The sequence below is a fragment of the Mesorhizobium japonicum MAFF 303099 genome, assembly GCF_000009625.1.
Classification (GTDB): domain Bacteria; phylum Pseudomonadota; class Alphaproteobacteria; order Rhizobiales; family Rhizobiaceae; genus Mesorhizobium; species Mesorhizobium japonicum.
On record NC_002678.2, the window covers coordinates 574,997 to 593,630 of the forward strand.

Here is an 18,634-nt window from a genome sequence, read left to right on the forward strand (position 1 = left end):
GCTATGTCTGGACTTATTCAGCGTTTTCCGGACCTGCGTCGGGAGCTGATTCCGTACCGCCCTCGACGGTCTCTTCGCTTTCCTCGTCCGACTGCGGCTCGGAAATCCGTTCGACCGAAACCACCTTCTCACCTTCGGCCGTGTTGAAGATGGTCACGCCCTTGGTGGCGCGGCTGGCGAAACGAATGCCGTTGACCGGCACCCGGATGACTGTGCCGCCATCCGACACCAGCATGATTTGATCGTCATTGCCGACCGGGAAGGTCGCCACCAGCCGGCCGATCTCGGCCGTCTTCGACACGTCGGTGGCGCGGATGCCCTTGCCGCCGCGGCCGGTCAGGCGGAAATCGTAGGACGACGAACGCTTGCCGTAGCCATATTCGGTCACCGTCAGCACATACTGCTCATGCGCCTTGAGGAACTCATAGCGTTCGTCTGAAAGCTCAGCCTCCTCGCCGATCTCCTCATTGGTCAGCGCGATCTCTTCCTCTTCGCCGTTAGCGCCAGCGGCAAGGCGGCGCTCGGCCGCTGCCCGCTTGAGGTAAGCGGCACGCTCTGCCGGCGACGCGTCCACATTCTCGATCACCGACATTGAGATGATGCGGTCGGTCTCGGCCATGGTGATGCCGCGCACGCCGACCGAGTTGCGGCTCTGGAAGACGCGCACATCGCCGACGGAGAAGCGGATGCACTGGCCGGAACTGGCGGTCAAGAGCACGTCGTCGTTGTCGGTGCAGGTCTCGACGCCGAGGATCTCGTCGCCTTCCTCCTCCAGCTTCATGGCGATCTTGCCGTTGCGGTTGACCTGGACGAAATCGGACAGCTTGTTGCGGCGCACGGTGCCGCGCGTGGTGGCGAACATCACGTCGAGCTCGCCCCAGCTGGTCTCGTCCTCGGGCAGCGGCATGATGGTGGTGATGCGTTCGCCCTGCTCGAGCGGCAGCATGTTGATCAGCGCCTTGCCGCGTGACTGCGGATTGCCGATCGGCAGCCGCCAGACCTTTTCCTTGTAGACGATCCCGCGCGAGGAGAAGAACAGCACCGGCGTGTGCGTGTTGGCCACGAACAGCCTGGTCACGAAATCCTCTTCCTTGGTCGACATGCCGGAGCGGCCCTTGCCGCCGCGGCGCTGCGCCCGGTAGAGCGAAAGCGGCACACGCTTGATGTAGCCGGAATGGCTCACCGTCACGACCATGTCCTCGCGCTGGATCAGGTCCTCGTCTTCCATGTCGGCGCCGCCGTCGGTCAGCTCCGTGCGGCGCGGCGTGCCGAACTCGTCGCGCACGGCGGCAAGCTCGTCCTTGACGATCTGCTGGACACGAGCTCGGGACGACAAAATGTCCAGATAATCAACGATTTCGGCGCCGATCGAGTTTAACTCGTCGGCGATCTCGTCGCGGCCGAGCGCGGTCAGGCGCTGCAGGCGCAGTTCGAGGATGGCGCGCGCCTGTTCCTCGGACAGATTGTAGGTGCCGTCCGCATTGATGCGGTGGCGCGGATCGTCGATCAGAAGGATCAGCGATTCGACATCACCGGCCGGCCAGCGCCGCTCCATCAACTGCTCGCGCGCCGTCTGCGGATCGGGCGCGGTGCGGATCAGCTTGATGACCTCGTCGATATTGGCGACGGCGATGGCAAGACCCACCAACACATGGGCGCGGTCGCGCGCCTTGCGCAGCAGGAATTTCGTCCGCCTTGTGATGACCTCTTCGCGGAAGGAGACGAACGCCTTCAGCATGTCGGTCAGGGTCAGCAGTTCCGGCTTGCCGCCATTCAGCGCCACCATATTGGCGCCGAAAGAGGTCTGCAGCGGCGTGAAGCGGTAAAGCTGGTTGAGGATGACGTCGGCGACGGCGTCGCGCTTCAGCTCGATGACGACACGGTAACCTTGGCGGTCGCTTTCGTCGCGGATGTCGGAAATGCCTTCGATGCGCTTGTCGCGCACCAGCTCGGCCATCTTCTCGATCATCGAGGCCTTGTTCACCTGGTAGGGAACCTCGGTGATGATAATCGATTCACGGTCATTGCCGCGCTGTTCGATGTTGACCTTGCCGCGCATGACGATCGAGCCACGACCGGTCGAATAGGCGCTGTAGATACCGGAACGGCCAAGCACAATGCCGCCGGTCGGGAAGTCGGGGCCTGGAATGATCTCCATCAGCGCCGGCAGGTCAATCGCCGGATTGTCGATGATGGCGATGGCGCCGTTGCAGACTTCGCCCAGATTGTGCGGCGGGATGTTGGTGGCCATGCCGACGGCGATGCCGCCGGAGCCGTTGACCAGCAGATTGGGAAAGCGCGCCGGCAGAACCTTCGGTTCGGTGTCCGAGGCATCATAAGTCTCCTGAAAATCGACCGTGTCCTTGTCGATGTCCTCCAAAAGCTCATGCGCGACCTTGGTCAGCCGCGATTCGGTGTAGCGCATGGCCGCCGGCGGGTCGCCGTCGATCGAGCCGAAATTGCCCTGCCCGTCGATCAGCGGCACGCGCAGCGACCAATCCTGCGCCATGCGCACCAAGGCGTCATAGATCGAGGCGTCGCCATGCGGATGGTATTTACCCATCACGTCGGCGACCGGGCGGGCCGACTTCACATATTTGCGGTTCCAGTGGTAACCGCTCTCATGCGCTGCATAGAGAATGCGGCGATGCACGGGCTTCAGGCCGTCGCGCACATCGGGCAGCGCACGGCTGACGATCACGCTCATGGCGTAAGAAAGATACGAGCTCTGCATCTCCTCGATAATGGAGATCGGCTCGATGCCGGTGGGGCCGCCGTCGGCGCCTCGCGGTGTCTTTTGGTCGGTCAAATCGGATCACAATCTAATCAGGAATCACTGACCGCTTATATAGGAAGCAAGGCCGAAACTCCAATGTTCGCGGCACTTTTCCAGTGTCATTTTTGATGGTAATTTCAAAAGGATACCACTGATTGCGACGATATGGCCACGACGCTTTTCGCCGCCACAAGGCAAAAGCCGGCAATGGACCAACTTTCCCACGCGAAAGCCGCAAGCGCCATGAGTTGGCGCCGGTGGCTGCCTTTGCAGGCTCTGAGCGGCTGGCAGTTCAGTGATCTCAACGGTGATCTGATCGCCGGCCTGACATTGGCGGCGATCGCCATTCCCGAGCAGATGGCAACGGCCCGGCTCGGCGGCTTTGCCCCCGAAATCGGTTTTTTCGCTTTTGTCGCCGGTTCGGTGGCGTTTGCCCTGTTCGGCGCCAATCGTCACCTCTCGGTTGGCGCGGATTCGACCATCACGCCGCTGTTCGCCGGCAGCCTGGCGCTGCTCGCCACATCCGGCTCGCCGCATTATCTGGCGCTGGCGGCCATGCTGGCACTGCTGGTCGGGCTGATCGTGACGCTCAGCGGCATCTTTCGCCTCGGCTGGATCGCCGATCTCCTGTCGGTGCCGGTTACGACAGGGTTCCTGGCCGGCATTGCCGTCCATATCATCGTTTCACAGATGCCCGGACTGCTCGGCCTGCCTGCCGAGAGTGGAGAAACCTTGCGGCGTGTCGGCGAGATCGCCGGCAATCTTCATCTCACCAATCCCTGGAGCCTGGGGCTCGGCCTCGGCGTGTTCGCGATCGTGTTCTGTTCGGAACGGATCAGCGCCCGCATCCCCGGCGCCTTGATCGGCATGGTGCTCGCCACGCTTGCGGTCGTCGTCTTCGGCCTCAGGGATCACGGCGTCGAGGTGCTTGGCGCTCTGCCAAACGGCCTGCCGGGCGCCTATTTGCCGGTGGCGAGCCTCGGCGATGTGCAAGCGCTCGTTCCGCTGGCGCTTCTGATCGCCATTGTCGTCATGGTGCAGACGGCCGCAACCTCGCGGTCCTTCGCCTCGCAACCGGACGCCTCGCCCGACGTCAACCGCGATTTCGTCGGCGTCGGTGCCGGCAGCATTTTGTCGAGCCTGTTCGGCGCCTTTGCTGTCAATGCCAGCCCGCCGCGCACAGCCATCGTCTCCCAATCGGGTGGCCGCTCACAACTGTCCGGTCTCATTGCCGCGGCCATCGTGCTGGCGCTCGGTGCCTTTGGCGGCGCCCTGCTCGCCAATGTTCCGCAGGCCGCCTTGGCCGGCGTCCTGATGTTCGTTGCCCAGCACATATTGCGCTGGAAGGTGTTCGCCGGTGTCTACCGGCAGGCGCCGGTCGAATTCGTGTTGATCCTGGTCACCACGGCGGCAATCGTCGTGTTGCCGATCGCAACCGGGGTGGCGGTGGGCATCGGCCTGTCGCTGCTGCATGGCATATGGAGCGCGACGCGCACGGAACCGATCGAGCTCGAACAGGTGCCAGGCACGTCCGTCTGGTGGCCTCCGGCCAAGCCCAGCGCTGGCGAACAACTCCCGGGCGTGCTGGTCGCGGCCTTCCAGGCGCCACTGTCCTTCGTCAATGCCGACCGATTCAAGCGCGGTGTTTGCGACCTTGTAGATGCCAGGGACGAAACCGTGAAGCTGGTCGTGTTGGAGGCCAGCAACATCGTCGAAATCGACTACACCGCCGCACAGGCCCTGATCGACACCATCACCCATTGCCGCAAGGCGGGCGCGATCTTTGCCATCGCGCGCATGGAATCGCTGCGCGCCCAGGCGGCGCTTGCGCGGTTCGGCATCGCTGAAATGGTCGGCACGCAGCACATATTCCACAGCGTCGACGCGGCGATCAAATCGCTTGGTCCGGGCAAACAACAGCAGCAAGAACAGGATGGAGTACCATGATCGACCCGCGAGAACCCATTGTCACGCCGGTTCCCGTCGAGGAATTGAGGCCGACGCAGATAACGGTCGGCATGCGGGAAGTTGCATTGAAGCGCCAGATGATCCGGGAGCAGGACGCCAAGAAGAAGACCGGCGCTTTTCTCGGCAAACACATGGTGCCGGTCGTATTGGGTCCCAAGAATCGCAACTACGTCACCGATCACCATCACCTCGCCCGCGCCCTGCTCGAGGAAGGTGTCAAGGACGTGCTGGTGACCGTGATCAGCGACCTGTCCGCGCTCGACAAGGACACGTTTCTTTTCGTGCTCGATAACAGAGGCTGGATGCACCCGTTCGATGAGAGCGGCCGGCGCCGCGATTACTCGGCAATCCCGAAGACAATCGGCGAGCTGATCGATGATCCTTACCGGAGCATGGCGGGCGAACTGCGCCGGATGGGCGGCTTTGCCAAGGACACGACGCCGTTCAGCGAATTCATCTGGGCGGATTTCCTTCGTCGGCGCATCGATCGCAACGCGGTTGCGAAGAACTTCGACAAGGCGATGAAAGAGGCACTCAGCCTAGCCAAGGGCAAGGACGCGGACTATCTGCCGGGCTGGTGCGGCCCGACCTCGGACTGAGCCTGCCTCGGCCTAATGCATGTCGCCCAAAAGTGACCTCGGTTTTGGGAGAACAACATGCATAAAAACAAAACCTAAAGCGCGTCTCGACGCGCTTTAGGCGCGCGTATGACGGTGCGGCCCGATCGGCTGGCGCGATAATCGCCCGGCGTCTCGCCCATGACCCGTCGAAACCGGCGGTTGAACGTCGACAGGTCGTTGAAGCCGGCATCGAAGGCGATCGCCGAGACCGCATCATCCGACAGGCGCAGCTGCACCGCTGCCCGGTGCAAGCGGGTCTTGAGCAAGAACTGGTAGGGCGTCATGCCGGCAACCTGCCGGAAAATGCGCAGGAAATGATAGGGACTGGTCGCCGTCTCATCCGCCAGCGTCGACAGCGAAACCGGCCCGTCGGCATCCAGTTCGATCCGTCGCACGGCTTCGGCCACCCGTTTCTGGTCGCGGCGGCTAGGTCCGCGCCTGATGGACGTGGCGCCGGAAATCGTGGCCACAGCGGCAGCAGCAATGCGCACACCGAGTTCCTCGAAGGCCTCGCTGTCGCCCGTCTCCCGCGCGGCTTCCGCCTCAGCCAACAAAGGCGCCAGGGCCGGCAAGGGCGGCAGGCGCGGGGCTTCGAAGGCAAGCGTGCTCGCGCCCGGCACACCGGCGACGATCCGTTCCATGTAGGCAGGTTTGAAATGGAACGAGAGACAGCGATCGCCGCTGCCATGCTCATGCCCGCATTCATAGCAGGTGCCGGAATTGCCGAGCAGCAGCGCGCCCGGCGCCAGCATGGCGGTGCCTTGCTGCGCGCGGTAACGGAACGTGCCGCTGGTGACCGCCGCAACACAGAACTCCTGATGGGCTTCCTCGAACGGCCGGTCGCCCGCCCCGGCCGTGCAGATCACATCCGCCACATGCCAGCCGGGTCCGAATGCCAGAGTGCGGGTCGTCGCTATCATGGCCGAAACATAGCAATTTTTCCCAAGCCCAGAACCCCGTCAGCGCCTACTCCTCGCGGTCTCCTGACAGAAAGAGACCGCAGTCATGTTCGACCCTTTTGCCGAAGCCCTGCACAGTCCCGGCCCGATCCGCGGGCTTGCAGAAAAACTGAACCTTTACGGCCGCTTCGTCGGCGCCTGGACGTTTGAGGCCTCACGCCACCTCGACGACGGCACCGTGCTGAGCGGGCGTGGCGAGGTGCACTTCGGCTGGGTGCTCGAAGGTCGCGCCATCCAGGACGTCTGGATCCTGCCCGCGCGGAACACCGATTCCCAGCCCTCCCTGGGCAAGTGGACGTTCTACGGCACGACGCTGCGCGTCTATGATCCCGGCGCCGACGCCTGGCACATTTTCTGGAGCGATCCGCGCAATCAGTATTTCAGCCGCCAGCTCGGCCAGGCCGAGGGCGACGCGATCGTGCAGGTCGGCGCCGACGGCACGGGTTCCTCGGTGCGCTGGAGCTTTTCGCGGATCACCGAAAATTCCTTCCGCTGGCTTGGCGAGCGCTCGCACGACAATGGCGCGACATGGCGGCTGGAGGTCGAGTTCCTGGCGCGGCGCGTTGCAACAGCCTGAACCAGCAACCTTTGTAACGATGGAGAAAACCACGTCGATCATATCTTGATCAGTGTCCGCGACGCCATTTCCTGATTGTACGCATGAGAAATCCCTTCCGCCCGGCCCGCGTGGGCAGATTCCATGTCGAACTTTTCAGAAATGGCGCGCTGGCTTGGCCGGCCCGATTGTGAAAAAGAAACTGCTGAGCCGACGCGCGTATTGAATCGGCGACGGGCGACGATATAGGGTCGCCCAAGGCGGGGTTTTTCCAATGGCCAAGAACGCCGAGATTGAAATTCTGCGCGCGATCTCCATCCTCATGGTGATCACTGCGCACGTTCCCTTCATACTGTCTTGGGAATCTGCGTATTGGTGGCCTGTATTCAGGGTAGCTAATTTTTGGGCGGGCGTGGATATATTCTTCGCGATATCGGGATTTGTGGTCACTGCCACTCTACTGCGCCATATCCGGTCTGAAACGCCCTTCACCGCCTTGAAGTCGTTTTGGATTCGGCGTTTCTTTCGTCTCGTTCCGTTGTCCTGGATGACTTTGGCTCTCTCGATAGTGTTGGCCGCCACCTGGAACGGGTTCGGCTTTTTCGGCAGCCCGCAGAACAATTTCTACGACGCTGTGGCTGTTGTGATCTACGTCCAGAACTGGCACTTTTTCCAATGCCTGTCAGCCGGCTGGAAGATATGCGGCATCAACCTTCATTTTTGGTCGCTGTCCTTGGAAGAACAGTTCTATATCGCCCTTCCGCTGGTGTTCATCTTCTCGCGTAAGTGGCTTGCAGCGATCTGTGCTCTCCTCATCGTCATCCAGTTTCCGCTTTACCGACCCAACACCTCATGGCTTTGGATCACGCGGACCGATGCCATCTCATGGGGCGTCCTGATCGCGCTGTTTTCGCAGCATGCCGACTATTGGCGACTGGCTCCCACCATCTTTCGCCACCGCCACATCGGTCTTCTCTTTGCGGCGCTCGCCATCACCGCCATTTGTTTCCTGTCGGGCGGACTGATCGTTTCGTTCTATGTCGGGTTGATAGCTCTGCTGACTGGCGTACTGGTCTGGATCGCCTCCTATGATCGAGGCTACCTGTTCCGGAACGCAAAAGACCAACGCCTGCTGCTTTGGATCGGCAATCGCTCCTACGCCATCTACCTTTTGCATTCCATAGCCTTCAGGCTGGTCAAAGAGGGCTGCGCCCGCTACGCCGGCAGTGCGGACGCCATCCGGAACTCGGCGCATTCCGTTGTCATTCTGGCGGGGGGGCTCATCCTCACTGCCGCCATCGCCGAGATCGCGTGCCGCCTCGTCGAAGCCCCATTCCAGACAAAGGGACGAGCCATGGCGCAGCGGATAGGTGCGCCAGCGACTGTTGCCGTCCCGACTTAGTTCCAAGGCCTAACGGCCGCAACATTGTGTCGCCGATTGGCCGGCATCGGATGAAGCTGTTTGCCTTGGCGACCCTGACTGCTATCGCCTCGAGGCCTATTTCGGCGCTGCCGGCCAACCCTGTTGAGCTTCGCAGTTTCGCGGTCAAGACAGTTCCCACTGACCGGGCTTTGCTCTACCAATGCGGAGCGGGCTCGGCCCGGTGGGAGGGTCAGCGATGCCGAGTTTCGACAGCCTGTTCAATGCCTTCGTCACCATTCTCGTGACCATCGATCCGCCCGGCCTGGCGCCGCTGTTCCTCGCCGTGACCCGCGGCATGAACCGCGAGGAGCGCCAGCAGGTGTCGGTCCGCGCCTCGGTCATCGGCTTCCTGGTGATGGCGTTGTTCGCGGTTGCCGGCGCCTCGATCCTGTCGGTGTTCGGCATCACGCTGCCGGCATTCCGGGTTGCCGGCGGTTTCCTGCTGTTCTTCATCGCCTTCGAAATGGTCTTCGAGCGGCGCCAGGACCGCAAGGAGAAGATCGGAGACGTCGCCATTACCAAGGACATGATCCACAACATCGCCGCCTTCCCGCTGGCGATCCCGCTGATCGCCGGCCCCGGTGCGATTTCAGCGACCGTGCTGCTTTCCGGCTCGTTTCAGGGCTTTGCCGCGCAGGCAGCCCTTGTCGGCATCATCTTCGTCTGCCTCGCCATCACCTACCTGGTGTTCGTGCTGTCGGAACGCATCGATCGCATCCTCGGCCAGACCGGCCGCTCGATCCTGACCCGCCTGCTCGGCGTCATCTTGGCGGCGCTGGCCGTGCAGTTCGTGGCCGACGGCATCAAGGCGCTGATGGCGGGGTGAACGGCAGTCCCTACTGCCGTACTGCCCTTCACTTCGCCGCCGTATCGATCACCTCGAAATCATGCGTGATCGTCGCCGTCTTGGCCATCATTGCGGAGGCCGAGCAGTATTTTTCAATCGAAAGATTGATCGCGCGCTGAACCTTGTCGGACGACAGCGCCCTGCCCTTGACGATGAAATGCATATGGATGCGGGTGAACACCTTTGGGTCGGTCTCGGCCCGGTCGGCGTCGAGTTCGACGACGCAGTCCTCGACCGCCTCGCGACCCTTTTCCAGTATATGCACGACATCATAGGCCGAGCAGCCGCCGGTGCCGATCAGCACCAGTTCCATCGGGCTCGGGCCTGGCGTCTTGCCATCAGGGCCGGATGCCGTTCCCAGCACCAGCTTGTGGCCGCTGCCGGACTCGCCGATGAAGGTGCGCTCTTCGACCCACTTTATCCGTGCCTTCACCGCTTTGTCCTTTCAGTCCTTTGATCCCAAATCAACAATGCAAAACCCCGAAAGTCCATGCGGGACCCTCGGGGCGTATCGATCACACAACGTCAGCCGTTTGGTGTTGCTTTCGATCAGAACGGGATCTCATCGTCCAGTTCGCGCGACGAACCGCCGCCACCGCCGCCCCTGGGAGCGCCGCCGCCACGGTTGAAGCTTTCGTTCGGGCCGGATTGGCCGAAATCGGAACCGCGGCTGCTGCCGCCGCCGGAATAACCACCGACCTGGCCGCCCTCACCCTGGCGTCCGTCGAGCATCTGCAGTTCGCCGCGGAATCTCTGCAGCACGACTTCCGTCGTGTACTTGTCCGCGCCGGTCTGGTCCTGCCATTTGCGCGTCTGCAGCTGGCCCTCGACATAGACCTTCATGCCCTTCTTCAGATACTGCTCGGCCACCTTGGCGATGCCCTCATTGAAGATGACGACATTGTGCCACTCGGTCTTTTCCTTGCGCTCGCCGGAATTCTTGTCGCGCCAGCTTTCCGACGTGGCGATACGGATGTTGACGACCGGCTCGCCCGAGTTCAGGCGGCGGATTTCAGGGTCCGCGCCGAGATTGCCGACCAGAATGACCTTATTGACGCTACCCGCCATGATTTTTCTCCGCGCTCATCCGAAACAAATTTTTGTCGCAGCACCTTACAGGCTGCGCACGCCTGCCGCCTGCTAAGGCTGGCTTTTCCCACAAGGTTTTTGTTCCCTTTTCGTTCCTATATGCACTGCTGCTGATTGTCAAGGAATGGCAATAATGCGCCAATCCATCATATGGGTTTCAAAACAGCGCTTGCCAAATCAATAAGTATCGACTTATGCTTTTGTCATGATCGAAGCAGAGATTTTCCGCGCCCTGGCCGACCCGACACGCCGCGCCGTCTTCGAGCGCCTCGCCGCAGCTGAGATGAGCGTGTCGGAATTGCGCAGCGGCCTGACGGTGTCGCAGCCTGCGGTGTCACAGCATCTGGCGGTGCTGCGTGGCGCCGGCCTCGTGGTCGAACGGCGGGCCGGACGCAACGCCTACTATCGTGCTGATCCGCAGGGGCTTGCCCCCTTGCTCTCCTGGATCGAACGCTACCGGACCTTCTGGCCGGAGCGCATCGAAAGGCTGAAGACAGTTTTGAAGGACATGGATCAATGAAGGATTTGGGATCGATGAACGCCAAAACCCAGGGCGACGCCGCCCCGGAGGCGCTGGAGTTCGAATACGACCTTGCCGAGCCGCCGGAAAAAGTGTGGCGGGCGCTGACCGTGCCGGAACTGCTCGCCGCCTGGATGATGCCGAACGACATCAGGCCGGAAATCGGCAATCGTTTTGCCTTCGCCGGGACTGAAGCTGCCATCGAATGCGAAATCCTCGACGCCGAGCCGGAGCGTCTGCTGCGCTATTCTTGGCGGCAGCAGCCGGGCGACGCCGCGCGCCAGGATCCACTCGACAGTGTCGTCACCTTCACACTCGCCCGCACCGTTTCCGGCGGCACGCATCTGCGCATCGTCCATGACGGTTTTGGTGGGAAAGCAATGCCCGCCGTCGCCATGGCTAGCGGCGGCTGCCGGCTTTCGCTTGGATTGCACGGGCGCGCAAAGCCTGTCGCCGCGAACATACCGAACACCTTGCTGCTCGCAGCCTGAACACGGAAATCGGAGACGAAAAATGAGCGGTCTTGCCAGTCTGGTGCCGATGGTGATCGAGCAATCGAGCCGCGGTGAACGCGCCTTCGACATTTTCTCGCGGCTGCTGCGCGAGCGCATTATCTTCATCAATGGCGAGATCAATGACGACGTCTCGGCGCTGGTCTGCGCGCAACTCCTGTCGCTGGAATCGGACAATCCCGACAAGGAGATCTCGCTCTACATCAACTCACCGGGCGGCGTGGTGACCAGCGGTTTCGCCATCTACGACACGATGCAATATGTCAGCTGCCCGGTATCGACCGTGTGCATGGGCTTTGCCGCCTCGATGGGGTCGTTCCTGCTAATGGCGGGCACGCCGGGGCGCCGCATCGCGCTGCCGAACGCCACCATCCTGCTGCACCAGCCGCTGGGTGGCTTCCAGGGCCAGGCTTCCGACATTCAGCGCCACGCCGAACGCATCGGCAAGACCAAACAGCGCATGGCCGAACTCTACGCCCAGCATTGCGGCCGCAGTTATGAGGAGGTCGAACGCACGCTCGACCGCGACCATTTCATGACCGCCCGCGAAGCCCAGACCTGGGGCATTGTCGACCATGTCTTCGACACGCGAAAAAAGGCGGCGTAAGCCCAAGCCAGATCGGATTCCTGGCGGTCGCCAAGATTTGACGACACCAGTCTGGTTCAGGGGGCGGCTCGCCCCTATAATCCTGGGATGATCGACACGCATTCGCCCACGCATCGCGTCATCGCCGCCGCGGTGCTCATTTTCGCCAGCCTTGCGAACGGCATGGCACTCGCCGACGACAGCGCACCGCCGGCGCAGAAAGGTGCCCTGCCCGGCGTGAGCGGCGATTATCGCATCGCCAAGCCGGCTCCCCAGCCGGAACCCGACGATGCGTTCCCCAGCAACGGCAACGGCACGTTCAAGATCGGCGATACCGATGTCAGGATCAGCGGCAGCATAACCGTCGACATGGGAACGGGCGGGCTTAAACCCCCGAGGTGAGCAGCCCTCCGCTGGGGCCAGTTCAGCCATTTCCTCAAACGAACAGCCCCGCCGTGCCTTAGGCAAACGGACGGGGCTTTTCTGGATCTCAAATCCATATTTTGCCGGGAGTGTACTGCCGGCGTTTGATTTCGGATGCTGCGCGGCGTCAGCCGACGATCCGACTAGCAGTCTCTGATTTTTGGGGGATACGGCAAGTCACGGTTTGTCGGGTGGCGCAGACGCTAAACCCTGGCACTTATGCCTGCCGCGGCTCCAACGAGGCGTGGAGCCCTTGGGGACTGTCCGGTGGCGTCATGCTCCGCTCCTGTGTCCGTTGCGACATTGTCGACGCGAAGCGCAAATCGCAAATGCCTGCGGCGTCTCGCAGACCGCCTTGGGGCGGCGAGGCCATCGAAAGACGGCCGGCTTCGCTGACTGTTGGAGACTGCTCCCATGAGCCGGCCACGTCAACCTTCAATAGCCGGTTACGGAAAATTGTGATCTCCGGGAGGTTACGTCCAGGTCAGGTTTCTGCACAGCTTTGTCAGGAGCGTGTTCGGCCTTTGTTCTTTCTGCTTGCCCCTTCGCGCGAAAGGCGGTTAAACGACTTCTGTCGGGAATTGTGGCGTCTCTCGACGTGGCGGCAAAAACACCTACATAGGGGATGGCCGGGACAATCCCGCCAATCCCACCAATTCCAGATCTGAGGCGGCGACCGGCGATGGCCGACCATAAATTCCTTTCCATTCGCGGGGCGCGCGAACACAATCTGAAGAATGTCGATCTCGACCTGCCGCGTGACAGCCTGATCGTCATGACCGGCCTGTCGGGCTCCGGCAAATCGTCGCTCGCCTTCGACACAATCTACGCAGAAGGCCAGCGTCGCTATGTCGAAAGCCTGTCGGCCTATGCGCGGCAATTCCTCGAAATGATGCAGAAGCCCGACGTCGACCAGATCGACGGCCTGTCGCCTGCCATCTCGATCGAGCAGAAGACCACGTCGAAGAACCCGCGTTCGACGGTCGGCACCGTCACCGAGATCTACGACTATATGCGCCTGCTGTTCGCGCGTGTCGGCGTGCCTTATTCGCCGGCCACCGGCCTGCCGATCGAGAGCCAGACGGTCAGCCAGATGGTCGACCGCGTGCTGGCGCTGGAGGAAGGCACGCGCCTGTTCCTGCTGGCGCCGATCGTGCGCGGCCGCAAGGGCGAGTACCGCAAGGAACTGCTGGAGCTGCAGAAGAAGGGTTTTCAGCGCGTCAAGGTCGACGGTGTCTTTTATGAGATCGCTGACGTTCCGGCACTCGACAAGAAGTACAAGCACGACATCGACGTCGTCGTCGACCGCATCGTCGTGCGCGGCGATCTGGCCACGCGCCTTGCCGATTCCATCGAGACAGCGCTGAAGCTCGCCGAGGGGCTGGCGGTGGCCGAGTTCGCCGATAAACCGCTCGACTCCAGCCAGACCGGCGAGGATTCGGTCAACAAGTCGAAGAACGAGACGCATGAGCGCATCCTGTTCTCGGAAAAATTCGCTTGTCCGGTGTCCGGCTTCACCATCCCGGAGATCGAGCCGCGGCTGTTCTCGTTCAACAACCCGTTCGGCGCCTGCCCGACCTGCGACGGTCTCGGCAGCCAGCGCGCCATCGACCCCAATCTCGTTGTGCCCGACGAAAACGTGTCGCTGCGCGACGGCGCCGTCAGCCCGTGGGCGAAATCGACATCGCCCTATTACGTGCAGACGCTTGAGGCCTTGGGCAAGGCCTACAACTTCAAGCTCGGCGACAAGTTCAAGGATTTGAGCGCCGAGGCGCAGGACGCGATCCTGCGCGGTACCGGCGAGCGCGAAGTCACCTTCCAGTATGATGACGGGCTGCGCTCCTACAAGACGACCAAGACCTTCGAAGGCGTTATCCCCAATCTCGAACGGCGCTGGAAGGAAACCGAATCCGCCTGGATGCGCGAGGAGATCGAGCGCTTCATGTCGGCGACGCCCTGCCCCGTCTGCAAAGGCTATCGGCTGAAGCCGGAAGCGCTGGCGGTGAAGATCGGTGGCAAGCACATCGGCGAAGTCACCGAACAGTCGATCCGCAACGCCGACAAATGGTTCACCGACCTGCCCGCCCAACTCAACGACAAGCAGAACGAGATCGCGGTCAGGGTGCTGAAGGAAATCCGCGAGCGCCTGCGCTTTCTCAACGATGTCGGGCTCGATTATCTGACATTGTCGCGCAATTCCGGCACCTTGTCGGGTGGCGAAAGCCAGCGCATCCGGCTGGCGTCGCAGATCGGCTCGGGCCTGACCGGCGTGCTTTACGTGCTGGACGAGCCGTCGATCGGTCTGCACCAGCGCGACAACACGCGGCTGCTCGATACGCTCAAGCACCTTCGCGACATCGGCAACACGGTGATCGTCGTCGAGCATGACGAGGACGCCATCCTGCACGCCGACTATGTCGTCGACATGGGTCCGGCCGCCGGGATCCATGGCGGCGAGATCATCGCCCAGGGCACGCCGCAGCAGGTGATGGCCAATCCCAATTCGATCACCGGCAAATATCTGTCGGGCGCGCTTGAAGTCGCCACCCCCGGCGTGCGGCGCGAGGCGAAAAAGAACCGGCGCCTGAAGATCGTCGGCGCGCGCGGCAACAATCTGAAGAACGTCACCGCCGAAATCCCGCTCGGCACCTTCACCGCCGTCACCGGCGTGTCGGGCGGCGGCAAGTCGACCTTCCTCATCGAGACGCTGTTCAAGGCGGCTTCGCGCCGCATCATGGGGTCGCGCGAACATCCGGCCGAACATGACCGTATCGAGGGTCTGGAATTCCTCGACAAGGTCATCGACATCGACCAATCGCCGATCGGCCGCACGCCGCGTTCGAACCCCGCCACCTATACCGGCGCCTTCACGCCGATCCGCGACTGGTTCGCCGGTCTGCCGGAAGCCAAGGCGCGCGGCTACCAGCCGGGGCGCTTCTCGTTCAACGTCAAGGGCGGTCGCTGCGAAGCCTGCCAGGGCGACGGCGTCATCAAGATCGAGATGCACTTCCTGCCCGACGTCTACGTCACCTGCGACGTTTGCCACGGCAAGCGGTATAACAGGGAGACGCTCGATGTCCTGTTCAAGGGCAAGTCTATCGCCGACGTGCTCGACATGACCGTCGAAGAAGGTGTCGACTTCTTCGCCGCCGTGCCCGGCGTGCGCGACAAGCTCGATACGCTGAAGCAGGTCGGCCTCGGCTACATCCATATCGGCCAGCAGGCGACAACGCTGTCAGGCGGCGAAGCGCAGCGCATAAAACTCGCCAAGGAACTGTCGCGCAAGGCGACCGGCAAGACGCTCTACATCCTCGACGAGCCGACCACCGGCCTGCATTTTCACGACGTCGCCAAACTCTTGGAAGTGCTGCACGAACTTGTCGACCAGGGCAACACGGTGGTGGTCATCGAGCACAATCTCGAAGTGATCAAGACCGCCGACTGGGTGCTCGACCTCGGCCCCGAAGGCGGCGACGGCGGCGGCGAACTGGTTGCCCAGGGCACACCGGAAGCCATCGTGCGCGAGAAGCGCAGCTATACCGGCCAGTTCCTCAAGGAACTGCTGGAGCGGCGCCCCGGAGGCAAGCGCGAAGCGGCGGAGTGATAAACGGACCGGTTGGCGCCTGGAGAGTTTTGGATGACAATCAGAAGAGCGCTTGCCGGTGATATCCAAACAGTCGTTTCGCTGACGGAAGCCGCCTACGCTCCTTACAACGCCATACTCGACGCGCCGCCGATCCCGGTGACCGAAGACTACGCGCCGCGCATCGCGAACGGCGAGGTCTGGCTGCTGGAGAGTGGCGGCGAACCTGCCGGAGTGCTCACACTGGAGCGGCATGCGGATCACGCGATGATCTTCTCCGTCGCGGTGTCGCCCGGCTTCCAGGGCAAGGGGTTCGGTATCGCATTGTTGAAACACGCCGACGAGCAGACGCGCCAATGGGGCCTACCGGAGATACGGCTCTACACCAATGCGAAAATGGAGCGGAACATCGCGCTCTATCTCGCTTACGGCTATCGCGAAACGGGTCGCCGGCCCAACCCCTACCGGCCAGGATGGGTGCTTGTCGACATGGCAAAACCGGTCGACGAGACCACGACGGCCTGATTTTCTGAACGCGGCCAGACTTCTGAATTTGGCCAGACGCTGCACTCGGGAGGACAACAATGAGCAAATCGGGAACAATCCGCTCCGGCATGGGCGGCTGGACCTTTGAGCCCTGGGATACGTCCTTCTATCCGGATAAGTTGTCGAAGGCCAAGCAGCTGCAATATGCCAGCCGGCAGGTGCCGAGCATCGAGGTCAACGGTACCTACTATTCCAGCTTCAAGGAGCCGACCTTCGTCAAATGGGCAAGCGAGGCGCCGGACGGGTTTGTCTATTCGCTTAAGGGCAACCGCTTCGTCACCAATCGCCGCGTGCTGGGCGAGGCCGGTGAATCGATGATGCGCTTCCTCGGTTCCGGCGTTGCCGCGCTCGGCGACAAGCTCGGCCCGATCCTGTGGCAGTTCGCGCCGACGAAAAAGTTCGATCCGGACGATTTCGAAGCTTTTTTGAAACTGCTGCCGGAGAAACAGGATGGTGTCGCACTGCGTCACGCGCTCGAAGTCCGCAACGACAGTTTCTTCGTGCCGGAATTCGCGGCGCTTGCCCGTAAATACAAGGCGGCGATCGTCTATGCCGACCATGCCAAATATCCTGACATCGCCGACGTCACCGGTGACTTCGTCTACGCACGGCTGCAGACCGGCTCGGACGACAACCCCGATTGCTACACGCCCAAGGGGCTCGACGAGTGGGCGGCACGGGCAAAAATATGGGCGGAAGGCAAGCAGCCGGCCGATTTGCGGCGCGCCGATCCCGCCACCGACGCGCCCGTGCAGCCGCGCGATGTGTTCGTCTACTTCATCACCGAGGGCAAGGTGCGCGCGCCGTTCGGGGCGATGGCGCTGATGAAGCGCATAGCCGGCTGACAAGCATCCGTTGTTGTTGTTCGGCTGCATGCTGTAAGCGCATCATCCATGCGTTTTGCGCGTAGCAAAACGCCTATTCCTGGGCATCTTCGCCGCGATCGTAACTTTATCGACACTTCCTTGCTGCATGAATGCGGCGACGGCAAGCCGCACAGCTGGAGCCGCCGCCGGCAGGGAAAGAGGGGCATGTCGCTCGACTACACTTCACTTCTGCTGGCCGTCGGTTTCTCCGCCGCTTGCCTGAGCCTGACATTGTTCGGCATGTGGCTGACCGCCCGCACGGAACGGTTTCTGCTGACATGGGCGATCAGCCTGGTGTTCGTGGTCGGCGATATCTTTGTCTACGACGCCTATATCGACATGCCCGGACGCTTGCTCGGCATCGCCACCCTTGCCCTGTTGCTGCTCGGCTTCTCCACCATGCTGGGTGCGGCCTTCCAGTTCAGAACCGGCGGCTCGCCGCTGCCGCTCGCACTGTTGGGCTGTGTTTCACTGGCGGTGACGCTGCCACCCATGGCTCTGGGCTACGATGGCCTCGGCTTCATGTTCGAGAACCTGTTCGCTGCCTTGCTCCTGTTCGCGACGGCATTCGAATACTGGCGAGGCCGCGACGAGGCCCCTGCCCTGACGATCGGCATCACCACGCTCTATTCGGCCACCGCCGTTTCCTTCATGCTGTGCGCGGCGGTCCTGGCATGGGACGGCAGGCTGGTTCTCGGCCATGCACCAAGCAACTGGGCCGAGGAACTGAGCCTCATTGTCGTCATCGCCAGCATGACGGGTATTGGTGCCCTGTCGCTTGCGCTCAACCAGGGGCGTCTGGCGAGGCATCATCGCCGCAATGCGCTCACCGATCCCTTGACCGGCCTGCTCAACCGGCGCGCGCTTTTCGACATGCATGGCCACGTCCCGGTCGGTGCCTTTACCGCTGTGGTCGTCTTCGACCTCGACAATTTCAAAGCCATCAACGACGAGTTCGGCCACGCGGCCGGTGACGAGGTGCTGAAGGTGTTTGCGAGGGAACTCGCCGGCAATCTTCGCCAGACCGACATCGCCGCGCGCATGGGCGGCGAGGAATTCGCACTGGTGCTGAAGCGCACGCTGCCGGAAACGGTCGAGGACGCGGCAGAGCGCATCCGGACCGCCTTCGCGACACGCCTGATAGAGACCGAAACCGGCTCGCTGAGGTGCACGGTCAGCGCCGGGTTTGCATTTGGCAGCAAAGAGGGCCTCAGCTTCGACAAGGTGCTCAGCGCCGCCGACAAGGCGCTCTACGACGCCAAGCGCGGCGGCCGCAACCGCGTCACCGCCTCTCCATTCCGGCGCGCGAGCTGAGCGAATGTATCGGTGCCGAGCCTGTGATTGTCGGCTAGGCGAAAGC

At 62.2% G+C, this 18,634-nt stretch carries 17 protein-coding genes; 13 read left to right on the top strand and 4 right to left on the bottom strand.

All coding sequences use genetic code 11. The features are described 5' to 3' along the window. Positions 1 to 13: 13 nt before the first annotated feature. Positions 14 to 2,809, bottom strand: a complete 2,796-nt coding sequence (gyrA, locus tag MAFF_RS04085; RefSeq protein WP_010909619.1) for a DNA gyrase subunit A — start codon at positions 2,807 to 2,809, stop codon at positions 14 to 16. Between the two features lie 174 nt (positions 2,810 to 2,983). On the opposite strand from gyrA, the gene MAFF_RS04090 reads away from it, so the two are divergent. Both MAFF_RS04090 and MAFF_RS04095 read left to right on the top strand, forming a co-directional pair. Beyond that, positions 2,984 to 4,723: a SulP family inorganic anion transporter gene (locus MAFF_RS04090; protein WP_167316192.1), complete on the top strand. Its 1,740-nt coding sequence runs from the start codon at positions 2,984 to 2,986 to the stop codon at positions 4,721 to 4,723. Next, complete coding sequence (locus tag MAFF_RS04095; RefSeq protein WP_010909621.1) at positions 4,720 to 5,343, top strand: ParB-like protein; 624 nt, start codon at positions 4,720 to 4,722, stop codon at positions 5,341 to 5,343. The genes MAFF_RS04090 and MAFF_RS04095 overlap by 4 nt, the downstream gene beginning before the upstream one ends. Before the next feature lie 74 nt (positions 5,344 to 5,417). On the opposite strand, the gene MAFF_RS04100 is transcribed toward MAFF_RS04095, so the two are convergent. Continuing rightward, positions 5,418 to 6,284 (bottom strand): helix-turn-helix transcriptional regulator, encoded by an 867-nt coding sequence (locus MAFF_RS04100; protein WP_010909622.1) that lies wholly within the window; start codon positions 6,282 to 6,284, stop codon positions 5,418 to 5,420. An 85-nt stretch (positions 6,285 to 6,369) separates the two neighbouring features. Here MAFF_RS04100 and MAFF_RS04105 point away from each other — a divergent pair, with 85 nt between their 5' ends. The 3 genes from MAFF_RS04105 (at position 6,370) to MAFF_RS04115 (ending at position 9,128) form a co-directional block, all read left to right on the top strand. After that, positions 6,370 to 6,900, top strand: a complete 531-nt coding sequence (locus tag MAFF_RS04105; RefSeq protein WP_044547679.1) for a hypothetical protein — start codon at positions 6,370 to 6,372, stop codon at positions 6,898 to 6,900. Positions 6,901 to 7,153: 253 nt separating this feature from the next. Then, the gene (locus tag MAFF_RS04110) at positions 7,154 to 8,281 is read left to right on the top strand and encodes an acyltransferase family protein (protein ID WP_010909624.1); all 1,128 of its coding nucleotides are present in this window, start codon (positions 7,154 to 7,156) and stop codon (positions 8,279 to 8,281) included. A 217-nt stretch (positions 8,282 to 8,498) separates the two neighbouring features. Next, positions 8,499 to 9,128, top strand: coding sequence for a MarC family protein (locus MAFF_RS04115; protein WP_010909625.1), 630 nt, complete (start codon positions 8,499 to 8,501; stop codon positions 9,126 to 9,128). A gap of 28 nt (positions 9,129 to 9,156) precedes the next feature. Here the strand turns inward: MAFF_RS04115 and MAFF_RS04120 are convergent, their stop codons facing one another. Next, the gene (locus MAFF_RS04120) at positions 9,157 to 9,582 is read right to left on the bottom strand and encodes an OsmC family protein (RefSeq protein ID WP_010909626.1); all 426 of its coding nucleotides are present in this window, start codon (positions 9,580 to 9,582) and stop codon (positions 9,157 to 9,159) included. Between the two features lie 116 nt (positions 9,583 to 9,698). Further along, complete coding sequence (locus tag MAFF_RS04125; RefSeq protein ID WP_010909627.1) at positions 9,699 to 10,217, bottom strand: single-stranded DNA-binding protein; 519 nt, start codon at positions 10,215 to 10,217, stop codon at positions 9,699 to 9,701. A 226-nt stretch (positions 10,218 to 10,443) separates the two neighbouring features. Between MAFF_RS04125 and MAFF_RS04130 the strand changes: the two genes are divergently transcribed. The 8 genes from MAFF_RS04130 to MAFF_RS04165 all read left to right on the top strand — a co-directional run bounded on the left by MAFF_RS04130 (position 10,444) and on the right by MAFF_RS04165 (position 18,588). Beyond that, complete coding sequence (locus tag MAFF_RS04130; RefSeq protein ID WP_010909628.1) at positions 10,444 to 10,758, top strand: ArsR/SmtB family transcription factor; 315 nt, start codon at positions 10,444 to 10,446, stop codon at positions 10,756 to 10,758. Between the two features lie 14 nt (positions 10,759 to 10,772). Next, the gene (locus MAFF_RS04135; protein WP_032933461.1) at positions 10,773 to 11,249 is read left to right on the top strand and encodes an SRPBCC family protein; all 477 of its coding nucleotides are present in this window, start codon (positions 10,773 to 10,775) and stop codon (positions 11,247 to 11,249) included. A gap of 22 nt (positions 11,250 to 11,271) precedes the next feature. Continuing rightward, positions 11,272 to 11,877 carry an ATP-dependent Clp protease proteolytic subunit gene (locus MAFF_RS04140; protein WP_010909630.1) on the top strand — a complete coding sequence of 202 codons (606 nt, stop codon included), beginning with the start codon at positions 11,272 to 11,274 and terminating at the stop codon, positions 11,875 to 11,877. Positions 11,878 to 11,964: 87 nt separating this feature from the next. Further along, complete coding sequence (locus MAFF_RS04145; RefSeq protein WP_010909631.1) at positions 11,965 to 12,258, top strand: hypothetical protein; 294 nt, start codon at positions 11,965 to 11,967, stop codon at positions 12,256 to 12,258. A gap of 703 nt (positions 12,259 to 12,961) precedes the next feature. Continuing rightward, positions 12,962 to 15,883, top strand: coding sequence for an excinuclease ABC subunit UvrA (gene uvrA / locus MAFF_RS04150; RefSeq protein ID WP_010909632.1), 2,922 nt, complete (start codon positions 12,962 to 12,964; stop codon positions 15,881 to 15,883). A 33-nt stretch (positions 15,884 to 15,916) separates the two neighbouring features. Then, positions 15,917 to 16,387 (top strand): GNAT family N-acetyltransferase, encoded by a 471-nt coding sequence (locus MAFF_RS04155; protein ID WP_010909633.1) that lies wholly within the window; start codon positions 15,917 to 15,919, stop codon positions 16,385 to 16,387. A gap of 59 nt (positions 16,388 to 16,446) precedes the next feature. Then, a complete protein-coding gene (locus MAFF_RS04160) occupies positions 16,447 to 17,253 on the top strand; it encodes a DUF72 domain-containing protein (protein ID WP_010909634.1) in 807 nt (268 codons plus the stop codon). Positions 17,254 to 17,439: 186 nt separating this feature from the next. Continuing rightward, a complete protein-coding gene (locus MAFF_RS04165) occupies positions 17,440 to 18,588 on the top strand; it encodes a GGDEF domain-containing protein (RefSeq protein ID WP_044550494.1) in 1,149 nt (382 codons plus the stop codon). Positions 18,589 to 18,634: the final 46 nt, after the last annotated feature.

What these genes read in the sequence shown, in the direction of transcription:
- MAFF_RS04160 (WP_010909634.1), top strand. Translation starts at nt 16,447, where the DNA reads ATGAGCAAATCGGGAACAATCCGCTCCGGCATGGGCGGCTGGACCTTT.
- MAFF_RS04155 (WP_010909633.1), top strand. Translation starts at nt 15,917, where the DNA reads ATGACAATCAGAAGAGCGCTTGCCGGTGATATCCAAACAGTCGTTTCG.
- MAFF_RS04110 (WP_010909624.1), top strand. Translation starts at nt 7,154, where the DNA reads ATGGCCAAGAACGCCGAGATTGAAATTCTGCGCGCGATCTCCATCCTC.
- MAFF_RS04115 (WP_010909625.1), top strand. Translation starts at nt 8,499, where the DNA reads ATGCCGAGTTTCGACAGCCTGTTCAATGCCTTCGTCACCATTCTCGTG.
- MAFF_RS04125 (WP_010909627.1), bottom strand. Translation starts at nt 10,217, where the DNA reads ATGGCGGGTAGCGTCAATAAGGTCATTCTGGTCGGCAATCTCGGCGCG.
- MAFF_RS04095 (WP_010909621.1), top strand. Translation starts at nt 4,720, where the DNA reads ATGATCGACCCGCGAGAACCCATTGTCACGCCGGTTCCCGTCGAGGAA.
- MAFF_RS04130 (WP_010909628.1), top strand. Translation starts at nt 10,444, where the DNA reads ATGATCGAAGCAGAGATTTTCCGCGCCCTGGCCGACCCGACACGCCGC.
- MAFF_RS04090 (WP_167316192.1), top strand. Translation starts at nt 2,984, where the DNA reads ATGGACCAACTTTCCCACGCGAAAGCCGCAAGCGCCATGAGTTGGCGC.
- MAFF_RS04140 (WP_010909630.1), top strand. Translation starts at nt 11,272, where the DNA reads ATGAGCGGTCTTGCCAGTCTGGTGCCGATGGTGATCGAGCAATCGAGC.
- MAFF_RS04145 (WP_010909631.1), top strand. Translation starts at nt 11,965, where the DNA reads ATGATCGACACGCATTCGCCCACGCATCGCGTCATCGCCGCCGCGGTG.
- MAFF_RS04135 (WP_032933461.1), top strand. Translation starts at nt 10,773, where the DNA reads ATGAACGCCAAAACCCAGGGCGACGCCGCCCCGGAGGCGCTGGAGTTC.
- MAFF_RS04105 (WP_044547679.1), top strand. Translation starts at nt 6,370, where the DNA reads ATGTTCGACCCTTTTGCCGAAGCCCTGCACAGTCCCGGCCCGATCCGC.
- uvrA (WP_010909632.1), top strand. Translation starts at nt 12,962, where the DNA reads ATGGCCGACCATAAATTCCTTTCCATTCGCGGGGCGCGCGAACACAAT.
- MAFF_RS04100 (WP_010909622.1), bottom strand. Translation starts at nt 6,284, where the DNA reads ATGATAGCGACGACCCGCACTCTGGCATTCGGACCCGGCTGGCATGTG.
- MAFF_RS04165 (WP_044550494.1), top strand. Translation starts at nt 17,440, where the DNA reads ATGTCGCTCGACTACACTTCACTTCTGCTGGCCGTCGGTTTCTCCGCC.